Origin of the sequence: Agromyces kandeliae, assembly GCF_009674665.1 — a bacterium.
GTDB classification, from domain to species: domain Bacteria; phylum Actinomycetota; class Actinomycetes; order Actinomycetales; family Microbacteriaceae; genus Agromyces; species Agromyces kandeliae.
The window spans coordinates 121,639-136,069 of record NZ_WKJD01000018.1 but is presented as its reverse complement, the minus strand read 5'-3'; the positions used below and the strand labels follow the sequence as shown (position 1 = coordinate 136,069).

10 protein-coding genes are annotated in these 14,431 nt (G+C 73.1%); 4 read left to right on the top strand and 6 right to left on the bottom strand.

Going from position 1 to position 14,431, the window contains the following annotated elements:
* Nucleotides 1-68: 68 nt before the first annotated feature.
* On the bottom strand, nucleotides 69-2,681 hold the full coding sequence (locus GJR97_RS13375; RefSeq protein ID WP_154347256.1) for an MMPL family transporter: 2,613 nt from the start codon (nucleotides 2,679-2,681) through the stop codon (nucleotides 69-71).
* A gap of 137 nt (nucleotides 2,682-2,818) precedes the next feature.
* Here GJR97_RS13375 and GJR97_RS13370 point away from each other — a divergent pair, with 137 nt between their 5' ends.
* Both GJR97_RS13370 and ectB read left to right on the top strand, forming a co-directional pair.
* Nucleotides 2,819-3,391 (top strand): TetR/AcrR family transcriptional regulator, encoded by a 573-nt coding sequence (locus tag GJR97_RS13370; RefSeq protein WP_154347254.1) that lies wholly within the window; start codon nucleotides 2,819-2,821, stop codon nucleotides 3,389-3,391.
* Between the two features lie 89 nt (nucleotides 3,392-3,480).
* Entirely contained in the window at nucleotides 3,481-4,755 is a 1,275-nt protein-coding gene (ectB, locus tag GJR97_RS13365; protein WP_154347252.1) for a diaminobutyrate--2-oxoglutarate transaminase, read from the top strand.
* 22 nt (nucleotides 4,756-4,777) lie between these two features.
* Here the strand turns inward: ectB and GJR97_RS13360 are convergent, their stop codons facing one another.
* Together GJR97_RS13360 and GJR97_RS18830 are read right to left on the bottom strand one after the other, a co-directional pair.
* Nucleotides 4,778-5,458, bottom strand: coding sequence for a response regulator transcription factor (locus GJR97_RS13360; protein ID WP_154347250.1), 681 nt, complete (start codon nucleotides 5,456-5,458; stop codon nucleotides 4,778-4,780).
* Between the two features lie 31 nt (nucleotides 5,459-5,489).
* Complete coding sequence (locus tag GJR97_RS18830; protein WP_154347249.1) at nucleotides 5,490-7,607, bottom strand: sensor histidine kinase; 2,118 nt, start codon at nucleotides 7,605-7,607, stop codon at nucleotides 5,490-5,492.
* A 198-nt stretch (nucleotides 7,608-7,805) separates the two neighbouring features.
* Here GJR97_RS18830 and GJR97_RS13350 point away from each other — a divergent pair, with 198 nt between their 5' ends.
* Nucleotides 7,806-8,291: a hypothetical protein gene (locus GJR97_RS13350; RefSeq protein ID WP_154347247.1), complete on the top strand. Its 486-nt coding sequence runs from the start codon at nucleotides 7,806-7,808 to the stop codon at nucleotides 8,289-8,291.
* The gene (locus GJR97_RS13345) at nucleotides 8,275-9,783 is read left to right on the top strand and encodes a multicopper oxidase family protein (RefSeq protein WP_229276282.1); all 1,509 of its coding nucleotides are present in this window, start codon (nucleotides 8,275-8,277) and stop codon (nucleotides 9,781-9,783) included. The genes GJR97_RS13350 and GJR97_RS13345 overlap by 17 nt, the downstream gene beginning before the upstream one ends.
* On the opposite strand, the gene GJR97_RS13340 is transcribed toward GJR97_RS13345, so the two are convergent.
* From GJR97_RS13340 to GJR97_RS18825, 3 genes are all read right to left on the bottom strand, one after another.
* Nucleotides 9,784-10,629 (bottom strand): alpha/beta hydrolase, encoded by an 846-nt coding sequence (locus GJR97_RS13340; protein WP_154347245.1) that lies wholly within the window; start codon nucleotides 10,627-10,629, stop codon nucleotides 9,784-9,786.
* Nucleotides 10,630-10,691: 62 nt separating this feature from the next.
* Nucleotides 10,692-11,516, bottom strand: a complete 825-nt coding sequence (locus GJR97_RS13335) for an alpha/beta fold hydrolase (protein WP_154347243.1) — start codon at nucleotides 11,514-11,516, stop codon at nucleotides 10,692-10,694.
* 109 nt (nucleotides 11,517-11,625) lie between these two features.
* Nucleotides 11,626-14,346, bottom strand: a complete 2,721-nt coding sequence (locus GJR97_RS18825) for a LuxR C-terminal-related transcriptional regulator (protein ID WP_324613498.1) — start codon at nucleotides 14,344-14,346, stop codon at nucleotides 11,626-11,628.
* Nucleotides 14,347-14,431: the final 85 nt, after the last annotated feature.

The following is a 14,431-nucleotide window of genomic DNA, read 5'->3' as shown; positions in this document are numbered from 1 at the left end:
GTGACCGCCGCCTCCGGCGGGGGCGAAGGCGGATGCCGCGAGCGCGCGCCCGCGGCATCCGTCGGCGACTATCCGACCGGCTGCCGCTCGTCCTCCGCCGACTCCGCAGGCGCGCCGGCGACGGCGTCGCCCGCCGCGTCACCCGCGGTCGCCGACGACCCGTGCACGGGGTGGCTGCGCTCGAGTGCGGCGCCCTCGACGTCGACGTTCGGCAGGATCCGGTCGAGCCACTTCGGCAGCCGCCACGCGGAGTTCCCGAGCAGGTGCATGACCGCTGGGATCAGCAGCATCCGCACGATGAACGCGTCGAACAGCACGCCGATCGCGAGGCCGAAGCCGAGCGGGCGGACCATCGTGAGGTGCGAGAAGACGAACCCGCCGAACACCGCGGTCATGATGATCGCCGCCGCCGTGACGACGACTCGGCCGTTGCGGAGGCCGGCGACGACCGCGGTGCGGGCGGGGACGCCGTGCACGTACGCCTCGCGCATGCCCGACACGAGGAACAGCTGGTAGTCCATCGCGAGGCCGAACAGCACGCCCATGATGATGATCGGCGCGAAGTTCAGGACCGGGCCCGGGTCGTGCACGCCGAACACCGAGCCGAGCCATCCCCACTGGAAGATCGCGACCATCGCGCCGAACGCGGCGAACAGCGAGAGCACGAACCCGGCGGTCGCGACGAGCGGAACCAGGATCGACCGGAACACCAGGACCAGGATGATGAGCGAGAGTCCGACGACGAGCGCGAGGTAGGTCGGCAGCACGCCCGCGAGCTTCTCGGAGATGTCGATGTTGCCGCTCGCCTGGCCGGCGACGCCGAGGTCGATGTCGCCGTCGACGCCCGCGATGCCGCCGGCCGCGTCGGCCGACAGCGGCGACAGGTCGCGGAGGTCGTGCACGAGCTGCTCGGTCGACACGCTCGACGGGCCGTCGACCGGCACCACCTGGAACGCGATGAAGTCGCGGTCGTCCGAGACGCCGACCGGTGCGACCGCGACGACGTCCTCCTGCTGGAGGAGCAGTTCGGCGAGGTCCGCCTGCGTCGCCACGACCGCGTCCTCGGCGACACCCGCGGGGAGGGCCGCGGTGACCAGGAGCGGGCCGTTCTGGCCTGCGCCGAACGCGTCGGCGACGGCCGTGTACGCCCGGTACTGCGTCGAGTCCGTGGCCTCGGACGAGCCGTCGGGCAGGCCGAGGCGCATCGACAGCGCGGGGATCGCGACGACGAGCAGCACGACGATCGCGAGGGCCGCGCGGAGCAGCGCGCGCCCGGTCGTCATGGGCGTGAGCTCCGGCCGCGCGTGCGCCTCGTGGCCGATCTGCGCCCGGGCGCGGCGGTTGACGATCCGGATGCCGATGAGCCCGAGGACGGCGGGCGTGAAGCTGACCGCGAGCAGCACCGCGATGAGCACGCAGGCGGCGCCCACGGTGCCCATGACCCCGAGGAAGGGGATGCCGGTGATGTTCAGCGCGAGCAGTGCCACGAGCACGGTGGAGCCGGCGAACACCACCGCGTTGCCCGAGGTGCCGTTGGCGAGCGCGATCGACTCGCGGATCTCCATGCCCGCGAGCACCTGGCTGCGATGGCGGTTCATGATGAACAGCGCGTAGTCGATCCCGACCGCGAGCCCGAGCATGACGCCGAGCACCGGGGTGACCGACGACATGTCGATGAGACCCGAGAACGCGAGCGAGCCGGCGACGCCGACGCCGACGCCGACGATCGACGAGATGATCGGCAGCACCGCGGGCAGCAGCGCACGGAACATGATGATCAGGACGAGGAGCGCGAGCACGACGCCCGCGATCTCGCCCGGGCCGAGGAGCCCGTCGGTGCTCGCGGCGATCTCGGACGAGTAGTCGACCTGCACGCCGTCGATGTCGGCGGCGTCGAGGGTCTCGGCGACGGCCGCCTTGGTCTCGGCGGGGAGCGTGAAGAGGTCGTCCTCGAACATCACGACGCCGGTCGCGGTCGCGCCGTCGGTCGAGACGGTCCGGATCTCGGATGCCGCGTCGACGAGCCGCTGCCCGGCATCGAGCTGCGCGCGCCGGTCGGGCAGCTCGGCGGCCCCGGCGTCGAGCTCGGCGCGCTGGGCGTCGAGCTGCGCGCGGTTCTGGTCGAGCTCGGCCTGCTGTGCGCTGAACTGCTCCTCCGCGAACGCGTACGTGCCGTCGGCCTGCGCCTGGGCGATCGCCGCGTCGAGCCGGGCCCGTCCGGCATCGAGCTGCGCCTCGGCGGCGTCGAGCTGCGCGGTGCCGTCGGCGATCCGCTGCTCGGCGTCGTCGAGCTGGATGACGCCGTCGGCGAGCTGCTGCTCCTGGTCGGCGCGGTCGGATGCCGCGTCGAACGGGTTCACGACGTCGTCGACGCGGTCGATTGCGGCGAGGTCGTCGAGCACCTCGCCGATCTGCTCCTGCTGCGCATCCGTGAAGGCGGAGCCGCCGTCGGCCTGGAAGACCACGGTGCCGGCCGCGCCGCCCAGGCCATCGAGCTCGTCCGCGAGCTGGGCGTTCACCCGGTCGGTCTCGGTGCCGGGGATGCTCATGCTCGTGGTCAGCGTGCCGCCGAACGCGAGGAATGCGCCGGCGGCGAGCGCGAGCGCCACGATCCATCCGGTGATCACGGTCCAGGATCGTCGCGAGGAGAACCTGCCGAGGCGGTACAGGAGTTCAGCCATGCCGAGCTGCCTTTCGGGTCGCGTGAATGGTTCGGCGCGCCGTCGAGCCGCATCGAGGATAACCGACGAATGTCGGAAATCCGACATTCGTCGGTGAACGCGCAGCCTCCGTGGATGACGGCTGGCAGAATCCCCCTATGGACGTCCGGGTCGAGCGCACGCGCCGCGCACTCCAGGAAGCGCTGTTCGCACTCGCGCGCGAGCACCCGCTCGAGGAGGTCACGGTCGCCGACATCGTGACGCGCGCGGGCGTGAACCGGAGCAGCTTCTACCAGCACTACTCCGACAAGGAGACGCTGCTCGCCGACGCGCTCGACGCGGCAGCCGAGTTCGCGGGCGCCGACCTGCCCGAGATGGCCGAGCCGCTCGCCGGCCCGCCGCAGGCCCTCTTCGACTACCTCGTCCACCTCGACGAGAACGCCGAGGTCTACCGCCGCGTGCTCGGGCCCCACGGCTCCGCGATCGTGATGGCGCGCCTTCGCGGCCGCCTCGAGTCGATCGTGCAGGAGGGCATCGCGAGGACGAGCACCCCGGCCTTCGAGGGCCTCCCCCTCGACGTCGTCGGCGCCGGCATCGCGGGCTCGGCGCTCGGCGTCATCGAGGCGTGGCTCGCGCGCGACCCGCGCCCGCCCGTCACCACGGCGGCGGACTGGCTCTGGCGCGTGCTGCTCGGTCCCGGCGGCCCATGGCAGGCACCCACGGGACGCTGATCCCCGACGGATCGCCGCGTGCACGGGACTCCCGGGCGGAGGACGTAGTCTCATCTCACCGTCCGTTCCTCGAGAGGAGTCGCCCTGCCATGAGCAGCGCCACCGCCCTGGATGTCTTCGACCGCCGCGAGTCCGAGGTGCGCGGGTACGTCCGCGCCTTCCCGACCGTGTTCGACCGGGCGTCCGGCTCGACGCTCGTCGACGCCGACGGCCGGGAGTACCTCGACTTCTTCGCCGGCGCCGGCGTGCTCAACTACGGGCACAACAACCCCGCGTTCACGGGCGCGCTCATCGAGTACCTCGAGCGCGGCGGCATCATCCACGGCCTCGACATGGCCACCTCGGCCAAGAAGGCGTTCATCGAGGCGTTCGAGCGCCTCGTGCTCGCCCCGCGCGGCCTCGACCACAAGCTGCAGTTCACCGGCCCGACCGGGGCCAACGCCGTCGAGGCGGCGCTCAAGGTCGCGCGCCAGGCGACCGGCCGGTCGAACGTCGTGGCCTTCACGAACGCCTTCCACGGGCTGAGCCTCGGCGGCCTCGCCGCGACCGGCAACAGCCACTACCGCGCAGCGGCCGGCGTCGGGCTCGACGACGTCTCGCGCCTGCCGTTCGACGGCTACCTCGGCCCCGACGTCGACACGCTCGACCTGTTCGAGAAGATGCTCGACGACCCGGGCGCGGGGCTCGACCTTCCCGCCGCGGTCATCGTCGAGGCGGTCCAGGGCGAGGGCGGCATCAACGTCGCGAGACCGGCCTGGCTGCAGCGCCTCCGCGCGATCACCGAGGCCCGCGGCATCCTGCTCATCCTCGACGAGATCCAGGCCGGCGTCGGCCGCACCGGCGCGTTCTTCGCGTTCGAGGAGTCGGGCATCGTGCCCGACATCGTGACCGTGTCGAAGTCGATCTCGGGATCCGGCCTCCCGATGTCGCTCGTGCTGCTCCGCCCCGAGGTCGACGTCTGGAAGCCCGGCGCGCACACCGGCACCTTCCGCGGGAACAACCTCGCGTTCGTGTCGGCGCGCGTCGCGCTCGAGACGTACTGGGCCGACGACGCGTTCATGAAGGGCGTCGCCGCGAAGTCGGCGCTGCTCCGCGCCGAGCTCGAGCAGATCGCCGCCGAGCACCCCGAGCAGGGCTTCGTCGTCCGCGGCCGCGGCCTGTTCCACGGCATCGCGTGCGACGCCGACCGCACGCTCGCCGGCCGCGTCTCGAAGGCCGCGTTCGAGCGCGGCCTGGTCATCGAGACGTCGGGCGCCCACGACGAGGTGCTGAAGTTCCTGCCCGCGCTCACGATCACCGAGGAGGAGCTCCGCCGGGGCCTCGCGATCGTGCGGGAGAGCCTCGCCGCGGTGCTCGCGGGCTGATCGCGACGCGTCGCAGTACCGCCTACTGCGGGGGCGCGTCCTGCTCCCCGCCGCCCTGGAGGAACGCGAGCACGGCCGCGACCCGTCGATGCACGCCCGTCTCCGGCAGCCGCAACTTCGTGAAGATCGCGTTGACGTGCTTCTCGACGGTGGACGACGACAGGAACAGCGCCTGCTCGATGCCGGCGTTCGTGCGCCCCCGCGCCATCTCGCGCAGCACCTCGAGCTCGCGCGGCGACAGCGCCGAGAGCGGGCTCGACGCGGCCGCGCTGCGACGCCGCACGAGCGTGTCGACGATCTGCGGGTCGATGACCGAACCGCCCGCTCGCACCTCGCGCAGGGCGTGCACGAGGTCCTCGAGGTCGCCGATCCGGTCCTTCAGCAGGTAGCCGAGCCCCGCCGATCCGTCGGCGAACAGCGCCATCGCGTAGCTCTCGTCGGCGTGCTGCGAGAGCACGACGACACCGGTCTGCGGCGAGGAGGCCCGGATGTCGTGCGCGGCCTCGATGCCCTCCATGTGGTGGCCCGGCGGCATCCGGATGTCGGTGAGCACCGCGTCGGGGGACATCCGCCGCACCGCATCGCGGAGCTCGGTGCCGTTGCCGACCGACGCGACGACGTCGACCTCGCCCGAGTCCTCCAGCAGTCGCCGCACGCCCTCGCGCACGAGGTAGTTGTCCTCGGCGATCACCACGCGGAGCATCAGGCGCTCATCCGCGGGGGGCGTCCGGCGCTCATCCACGCGGACCACCCGGTCCACGCGGAGCGACCACCGGCAGTTCGACGAGCACCCGCGTGCCCGACGGCTCGTTCGGACCGACGCGCACCGTGCCGCGGAGTGCGGCGACGCGATCCCGGATGTTCGCGAGCCCGCCGTGCGACGCGCGCAGCACCGCCGTCCCGGAGGCCCCGCCGCCCTCGCCCTCCGCCTCGTCGATCCCGCATCCGTCGTCGCTGATGGCGATGCGCAGGGTGCCGTTGCGCCGCGTGAGGGCGACGCTCGCATGCGTCGCGTGCGCGTGCTTCGCGGTGTTCGCGAGCGCCTCGCGCACGACGTAGTACGCCGTCGTCTCGACGTCGTCTGCGAACCGCTCGGCCCGCATCGCGGCATCCGCCTCGACCTCGAGCGGGATCGGGAATCGCGCGACGCCCGACTCGACCGCGGCGACCAGGCCGTTGTCGCTGAGCACCGGCGGGTGGATGCCGCGGGCGAGTTCGCGCAGGTCGGTGAGCGTCGCACGGGCCTGGTCCTGCAGTTCCGTGAGCTCGGCCGCGGTCAGCTCGCCGCGCCCGAGGCGATTGCGCGCGAGCCGGAGGCCCGCGATCTGCGCGACCACGTCCTGCTGGATTCCGTCGTGCAGGTCGCGTTCGAGCCGACGCCGCTCATCGTCCTGCGCCGCGACGAGACGCTCGCGCGACGCGGTCAACTCGTCGAGCTGCGCCGCCAGTTGCGCGGTCAGTCGCAGGGTCGCGACGGACGCCGCGGCCTGGCCGGCGACCGTGCGCAGCAGCGTCCGCTCGTCCTCCGAGTAGTCGCCGCGGCGGCGCGGACCGAGCTCGATGCGCCCGAGCACCGCGTCTCCGTGGACGAGGTCGCAGGACTCGACCGGGTCGGGGGCGGCAGCGTCGAGACGACCGGCGACGACGTCGGGCAGGACGTCGCCGGCGGCGATCCCGTCGACCGGCGCCGACGTGCCCTCCCCCGCCGACGCGCGGATGCGCACCCAGGTCGCGTCGAGCCCCACGCGCACGGCCTCCGCGAGCCGGGCCAACAGGTCGCGCGGCTCGCCCGCATGCTCGAGCTGCGTGCCGAGCTCGGCGAGCATCGCGACCTGGCGGTCGCGATCGCCGAAGAGCACGCGACGGAGTCGCCGGTTCAGCCACGCGCGGACCGGGAGCAGGGCGACCGCGACCCCCGTGGTCAGCAGGATCGCGGGGATCGCCCTGAGCGGCGGCGTCAGCAGCACGGCGGGCGTCGCCACGGCGGCGGCGTAGACCACGGTGATCAGCAGGCCCGACGATCGCGCGACGAGCCGGCCGCGGTCGCCCGGCGCGATGTCGAACGCGCCGTATCGGAGGATCCCGTGGATCGCGGCGAGCGGCAGGGCGATGAGCGACGCGTAGACGAGCAGGTCCACGCCGAGTATGCCGGGGATGAGCACCCAGAGCCCCATGGCGACCATCGCCGCGGCGGCGGTGATCGCCATCACGCGGGTCCGGGTCCGCACGTCGGGCGTTCCGAACAGCGCACGGCTGCCGAGCACGGCGAGCCCGAGCGCCACCGCGGGCCATGGCTGCACCTCCACCGCGGGCGCCGCCCACTCCAGCCACGGCACCGCGTACGGGTTGGGGATCGCGTCGCCGCTCACGCCGACGTACCGCGAGATCACCACGTGGGGCGTGGTCAGGAGTTGGAGGAGTCCCATCAGGGCGGGGAGCCAGAGGATCGGCATCACGGCGCGCTGCCAGCGCCGCTCGGGCACCCCGTCGGGGAACGCCGCGAACACGACGAGGAACGCCGCGGCCGAGACGCCGTCCGCGGTGAGCCCGAGGGCATTGAGCAGGGGGAACCACGGCTCGCCGATGACCTCGACGTTGCGTTGCACGAACGCCTCGTACGCCGCGCTCGCGAGCAGCGCCGTCGCGGCGAGCGCGATGAACACCGCGGTCCGCGACCTCGACACGGTGAGCAGCCACATCCCGAACACGAAGAGCGGCAGCACGCCGAGCATCGGCCACGCCAGCCGGTGATCGGCGTTGCCGTCCACGAATCCGCGCACGACGACGACGTACGCGAGCGACGCGACCCCGATCGGGCCGAGTACGGCCAGGCACACCCACCTGCGCTCCACGACTCCATGGTCCTCCTGTCGGCGCCTCCATGGGAGGGGGTCCTCCGCGTCCGCCCTTGGAGGCTGCCCCCCACCCGTCCTGCGGGCCGCCGCAAGGCCGGCTCCGGTTCCCCGCGATCCGGCCGCCGATCCGCACGAGGACCCTTTCCCTCGAGCGGATGCCGCATCCGGCGGCCCGCACGAACAGGGAGTGGGATCATGCAGAAGCTCTACATCGGCCTCGCCTGGACCGTCGCCGGTGCCGTCGTCGTGCAGGCCGCGGCGATCGCCTTCGCGTTCGGCGGCATGCTGAACCTCGTCTCGGAGGGCGGCGTCGTCGACAAGGCGCTGCTCGAGAGCTACCAGGCCGCCGGGGTGGGCGAGCCCGGCCTCATGATCCACGGCATCGTCGGGGGGATGGTGATCCCGCTCGTCGCGCTCGTGCTGCTCATCATCTCCTTCTTCGTCCGCGTGCGCGGCGCGAAGCTGTGGGCGGCGATCACGTTCGGACTCGTCGCGCTGCAGGTCACGCTCGGGTTCTCGATCACCGACGTGCCGTACCTCGGACTCATCCACGGCGCGAATGCGCTCGCGGTGGTCGCCGCGGCCTCGATTGCGGCGCTGCGCGTCCGGCGCGGCCGCCTGGCCGCCGCCTCCGCACCGACCGCCGGCGAGGAGGCGACGTCCGATGCCGTCGCGGCGTGACCTCCTGCGGTTCGGCGCCGTCGCCCTCGCGGTCGTGACCGCGCTCGGCGCCGGCGCGCTCGCATGGAGTTCCACGCTGCTCGGGGAGTACTCGGTCATGGACATGGGCGCGGGCGGTCACGGCGACGGTGCGAACACCCACGGCACCGCGGCGTCCGGCACCGGAACGGCCGCGGGAACCCGCGGCGAGGTCGACGTGACGGAGCTCGTGGCGGATCCCGACCGCCCGGCCGACGTGCGCGTCGACCTCGTCGCGCGCGCCGAGACCATCGACATCGACGGCGGACGGCCCGTCGAGGGCTTCACCGTGAACGGCACGTCGCCGGGCCCGGAGATCCGGGCGACGGAGGGCGACCTCGTTGAGGTGACGCTGGAGAACGAGTCCGTGGCGGCCGGCGCGACGCTGCACTGGCACGGCATCGACGTGCCGAATGCGGCCGACGGCGTCGCGGGCATCACGCAGGACGCGGTGCCCGTCGGCGGCCGGTTCACGTACCGCTTCGTCGCGGAGGACGCGGGCACCTACTGGTACCACTCCCACCAGGTCTCGCACGACCAGGTGCTCCGCGGCCTCCTCGGCGCGATCGTGATCGATCCCGCCGATCCGGCCGACGCCCACCCGGCCGACCTCGACGTCACGGCGGTGCTGCACGTCTACGGCGGCCAGCACACGCTGAACGGCGGCGCCGAGGACGAGCGGGTCGCGGCCGAACCCGGTTCGACCGTGCGCGTCCGGGTGGTCAACACCGACTCCGGCACGGCGGCCGTCTGGTCGTCGTCGCCGTTCCGGGTCGTCGCGATCGACGGCCGCGAGGTGAACCAGCCGACCGATGTCGACAGGGAGCGCCTGCTGGTCCCCGCCGGAGGGCGGGCGGACGTCACCGTCACCGTGCCGCCCGAGGGCAGCGCACTGCGCCTGCGCACGGGCGGCGCGCGGAGCGTCGTCGTCGGGGACCCGTCGGCCCCCGCGCCATCCGCCCCGCAGCCGTCCGAGACGCTCGACCTGCTCGACTACGGCACGCCCGACCCGACGGTGATCGACTTCGACCCGACCGAGCCCGACCGCAGCTACGAGTACGCGATCGGCCGCCGGCCCGGCCTCATCGACGGCCGCCCGGGGTACTTCTGGACCATCAACGGCCGCATGTTCCCCGACGTGCCCATGTTCGGGGTCGCCGAGGGCGACGTGGTCGCCATGCGCATCCGGAACGACTCGGGCGAGGTGCATCCGATGCACCTGCACGGGCACCACGTGGTCGTGGTCGCGCGCGACGGCGTCGCGACCTCGGGCAGCCCGTGGATCATCGACTCGCTCGACGTGCACCCCGGCGAGAGCTACGACATCGCCTTCCTCGCCGACAACCCCGGCATCTGGAGCGATCACTGCCACACCCTGCAGCACGCGGTCGACGGCCTCATCACGCACGTGATGTACGAGGGCGTGACGACGCCCTTCACGATCGGGCCCGAGTCGGGCAACCGGCCGGATTGACTAGGTCGTGGCGACCGTGACGGGCTGCGCGTGCGCCAGCGCCCACTCGAGCGCGTGGTCGGCGACCTCCTCCCAGCCGGGCTCGGCGCAGATCCAGTGCGAGCGCCCGGGGAACTCGACGTACTCGGTGATCGCCGGCGACGTGGCGTAGTGCTTCGCGTTCGACCTGTTGACCGATGGCGGCATGATGTGGTCCTTCTCGCCGCCGATGAACAGCAGCGGCGCACGGTCCTTGGCGTAGTCGACCCAGGTCTCCTGCATGCCGGGCTTGAAGTTCGCGATGAGGCCGTACGCCCAGATCCATTCGCCGGGCGCGCCGATCGCGTACTTCTCCCACACCGCGTCGGAGTCCTCGCGCGAGAGCGTGTTCGCGAAGGCGTAGTGGAACTCCTCGCGGGTGAAGGCGACGGCCTTGTGCCGGTTCGCGGGGTTCTTCAGCGCCGGGAAGAGCGAACGCACCTGCGAGAGCGGCGTCACGCGCACGCCCTCCGTGGGGGCGGAGTCCATCACGACGGCCGAGGCGCCGAGCCCGCGGGCGAGCAGGAGCTGGGTGAGCGTTCCGCCGAACGAGTGCCCCATGATGATGGGCGGCGTCGGCAGCGCCTCGATGACGCCCGCGAGGTGGTCGACGGTCTCGGGCACCGTCAGCTTCGCGATGACGTCGGGGTTCTCGCGCAGCGCCTCGACCTCGATCTCGAAGCCCGGGTAGGCGGGGGTGAGCACGGTGTAGCCCTTCGCCTCGAAGTGCGCCTTCCAGCCCTCCCAGCTGCGCGGCGTCATCCAGAGGCCGTGCACGAGCACGATGGTGTCGGGTGCGGCGGCGTCGGGGGTGGTCTCGTCGGTCATGGTCGGTGTCCTTCCGTGGGGTCGTCGGGTCGGGCGTGCGGGCGGATGCCGAGGCATCCGCGTCAGGAGTCGATGAACGCGAGCAGGTCGGCGTGCAGCCGGTCGCGGTCCGTGTCGGGCAGGCCGTGCGCGCCGTCCTCGTAGACGAGGAGCATGGCGCCGTCGACCATGGCGGCGGAGCGCTTGCCGCCGACCTCGAACGGCACGATCTGGTCGTCGTCGCCGTGGATCACGAGGGTCGGCACGTCGACCTTCGCGAGGTCGTCGCGGAAGTCGGTCGCCGAGAACGCCGCGATGCACTCGTAGGCGGCGCGGTGCCCGCACGCCATCGACTGCAGCCAGAACGCGTCGCGCGTGCCCTGCGAGACGTCGTTGTTGCGGTTGTTGCCGAAGAACGGCCCGTCCGCGAGGTCCCGGTAGAGCTGCGCCCGGTCGGATGCCTCGCCGGCGCGGATCCCGTCGAACACGTCGATCGGCAGGCCCTCCGGGTTGTCGTCGGTGCGGAGCATGAGCGGCGGCACCGCCGAGACGAGCACGAGCTTGGAGACGCGCGCGCTGCCGTGCCTGCCGAGGTAGTGCACGATCTCGCCGCCGCCCGTCGAGTGGCCGACGAGCGCGAGGTCGGCGAGGTCGAGGTGGTCGATGAGGCACGCGAGGTCGTCGGCGTACGTGTCCATCTCGTTGCCGTGCCACGTGCGGCTCGAGCGACCGTGTCCGCGCCGGTCGTGGGCGATGGCGCGATGGCCGTGCTCGGCGAGGAAGCGGGCGGCGGCCGCCCAGGCATCCGAGTTCAGCGGCCACCCGTGGCTGAGGAGGACCGGCGTGCCCTCGGTGCCCCAGTCGGTGTAGAAGATCTCGGCGCCGTCATCGGCGGTGACGTACGGCATGTCGGCCTCCCGGTTGCATCGAGCTCGTGGCGGTGGGACGAGCGGATGCCTCGATGCTCCCGCCGGAGCGCACCCGACCGAACCACGTGGGGCTCGTAGTCGTGACCGGTCAGGTCGCGGGCAGCCGATCCGCGAGCTGCCGTCGCGAGGTGACGCCGAGCTTCCGGAACACCTTGCGGAGGTGGTAGTCGACCGTGTTCGCGCTGATGAACAGGGTCGCGCCGATCTCGGGGTTGGTGCGACCGTCGGCGGCCATGCGGGCGACGGTCTCCTCCTGGGGCGTGAGCGCGTCCGCGGCGGAGCCGCCCGGTTCGCGGTGCGGCACGTGCTCGCCCGTCGCCGCCAGCTCGCGGCGCGCCCGCTCCGCGAAGGCTGGGGCGCCGATGCGCGTGAAGAGGTCGAGCGCGAGGCGGAGCTGCTCGCGCGCCTCGCGGCGGCGCTTCGTCCGACGCAGCCACTCGCCGTACACCAGGTGGGCGCGGCCCAGGTCGGCACGGGCCGCGGACCCGGTGAGATGCTCGATCGCCGCGCGGTAGTGGCGCTCGCTCTCGTCGTCGCCGGCGAGCAGCGCCGCGCTGCGTTCGGCGACGCCGAGGATCCAGGGCGTGCGGCTCTCCGCGGCGAAGAGCTGCAGGCGCGCGAGGGCGGGCCGCACCGCCTCGTGCCGACCGGCCCGCGCGCCCGCCTCGACGTATTCGGGGAGCTGCTGGTAGGTGACCTGGAGGAACGGCCGCGCGACCATGGGCTCGAACCGATGGAAGGCGTCGCGGTACCGCCCGTCGGCGATCTCCCGGATGCCGAGGCCCGTCATCGCGAGCGACCAGACGCCGCCGAACCCTGCGGCGAGGGCCTGCTCCCCCACCTGCTCGACGACCTCGTAGGGCGCACCCGACCAGGCCAGGTACGAGACGTTCACCACCTGCTCGCTGTCGTAGCCGATCGCATGCCGCAGGTCGCGCACCTGAGCGGTGTACTGCGCGGATGCCGCCGGCCCGGAGTGCAGGAGCTCGAGCAGGCTGAGCAGCCAGAGCGTCGTGTCGAGCACCTGGATCGCGCCGGCGTCGCGCGCCGCGGCCGCGGTCCGCTCGAGCAGACGGACGCAGGTCTCCACGTCCCAGAGCCCCATGGTGAGGGCGACGCCGAAGTTGCCGAACTCGAGCAGTTCGGCGTCGTCGGCGGCCACGAGCAGGTCGACCGCCCTGCGCATGATCGGCACGGCCTCCGGGTACGGCAGGAGCATGTGGGCGCCGATGGCGCGCAGGGCGACCGCGCGCGGGCCGTCGACGAGGTCGGCGCCCTCGGTCACGCGGCGCCCGAGGTCGGGCAGGGTGACGTCGCGCGCCGCCCACTCGGCCGTCAGGAGGACCTCGAATGCCGCGAGGAGTGCGCGCTGCTCGAGATCCGGGACGAGGCCGTGGAAGAGCTCCGCGGCGCGGAGCATGGTCGCCGAGGCGGTGAGGACGCCTTCGGCGTCGCCGAGGAACAGCGCCATCCCGACGCGGAGCATGAGCAGACGGCCGTGGCTGACGGGGTCGAGGCGCGACACGTCGATGCGGCCGACCAGCTCGGCCGCGAGCTGTGCCGCACCTGCGGCGGTGGCGGTCTCGGCGGCGGCGAGCAGCCTGAGGTCCCGGCCGGGTCCGTCGGGCGTCAGTTCGGCCGCGCGAGCGAGGAGCCGTGCACGCGACACCAGGCCACCGCGGCCACCGGCGGCATCGGCGGCCCGCTCCATCCGGGCCGCGACCTCGGCGTCGGGACCGACCGTGGCGGATGCCGCGTGCCACGCGCCGAGATCCTCGCGACCGTGATCGGCCAGCAGCGAACTCAGTGCCTCGTGCACCCGCCGACGGTCGGCGGCCGGCATGCCGTGGTACGCGGCCAGCCGCACGAGCGGATGCCGGAACCGGATCGTGTCGTGGACGGTCACGAGGTCGGCGCGTTCGGCCGCCGACGACGCGTCCCCGGGCAGCTCGAGCCGGCGCGCGGCGGCATTGATGACGGTCCGGTCGCCCGTCGACTCGGCCGCCGCCGCAAGCAGCCAGAGCCGTGTCGGCACGGGCAGGGCGGCGAGGCGCTCCCGATAGTGGGATTCGAGTCGCTCGCCGATGGGCAGCGGCTCCTCCGAGAGGGAGGACGCGATCAACTGGTGGGCCGTGAGCTCGTGCGCGAGGTCGACGAGCGCGAGCGGGTTGCCGCCGGTGTCCGCGGCGATCCTCACCGCGAGGTAGGGGTCGATCGGCTCGTCCGCCGAACGCGTGAGCAGCTGCACGGCGTCGAGCGGGTCGAGCCCATCGAGGCGCAGCGTGGTCACGCCCGTGGTCCGCGCCTCAGGGAGCGCGTCGGCCCGCGCCGCGAGGAGGAGCGCGACGCGCTCGGCCTGCAGGCGCCGGGCGACGAACGCGAACACGTCGAGGGACTCCGGATCGAGGAAGTGGGCGTCGTCGACCAGGCAGGCGAGCGGTTCCTCCTCCCCTGCCGCGGCGAGCAGGGAGAGCGTGCCGAGCCCGACGAGGAAGCGGTCGGGCGGTGCCCCGCGGTCGAGTCCGGCGGCGATCCGGAGCGCCTCGGCCTGCCGCGGCGGAATCGAGGCGAGGTGCTCCGCGAGCGGCGCCGTGAGCCGCTGCAGCGCGGCGAAGGGCATCGCCGCCTCGGCCTCGTAGCCGTCGGCGCGCACGACGCTGAGGCCGCGCGCCGCGTCGACCGCCCCGTCGAGGATCGTGCTCTTTCCGATGCCCGGTTCGCCGCGGATGAGGAGGGCGCCGCCGTGCCCGTTGCGCGCGCCGCCCAGCAGCGCACCGAGCCGTTCGAGCTCGTCGGTGCGCCCGAGGATCTGGGGCGAGGGGGCGTCGATGCGGCATAACCTACCCGTCCGTCGACGGTGCGGATAGGGCTTGCCCGACCGGCTGCTCGCCCCC

What these genes read in the sequence shown, in the direction of transcription:
- GJR97_RS13360 (WP_154347250.1), bottom strand. Translation starts at nt 5,458, where the DNA reads ATGCTCCGCGTGGTGATCGCCGAGGACAACTACCTCGTGCGCGAGGGC.
- GJR97_RS13345 (WP_229276282.1), top strand. Translation starts at nt 8,275, where the DNA reads ATGCCGTCGCGGCGTGACCTCCTGCGGTTCGGCGCCGTCGCCCTCGCG.
- GJR97_RS13335 (WP_154347243.1), bottom strand. Translation starts at nt 11,516, where the DNA reads ATGCCGTACGTCACCGCCGATGACGGCGCCGAGATCTTCTACACCGAC.
- GJR97_RS13370 (WP_154347254.1), top strand. Translation starts at nt 2,819, where the DNA reads ATGGACGTCCGGGTCGAGCGCACGCGCCGCGCACTCCAGGAAGCGCTG.
- GJR97_RS13340 (WP_154347245.1), bottom strand. Translation starts at nt 10,629, where the DNA reads ATGACCGACGAGACCACCCCCGACGCCGCCGCACCCGACACCATCGTG.
- GJR97_RS13375 (WP_154347256.1), bottom strand. Translation starts at nt 2,681, where the DNA reads ATGGCTGAACTCCTGTACCGCCTCGGCAGGTTCTCCTCGCGACGATCC.
- GJR97_RS13350 (WP_154347247.1), top strand. Translation starts at nt 7,806, where the DNA reads ATGCAGAAGCTCTACATCGGCCTCGCCTGGACCGTCGCCGGTGCCGTC.
- ectB (WP_154347252.1), top strand. Translation starts at nt 3,481, where the DNA reads ATGAGCAGCGCCACCGCCCTGGATGTCTTCGACCGCCGCGAGTCCGAG.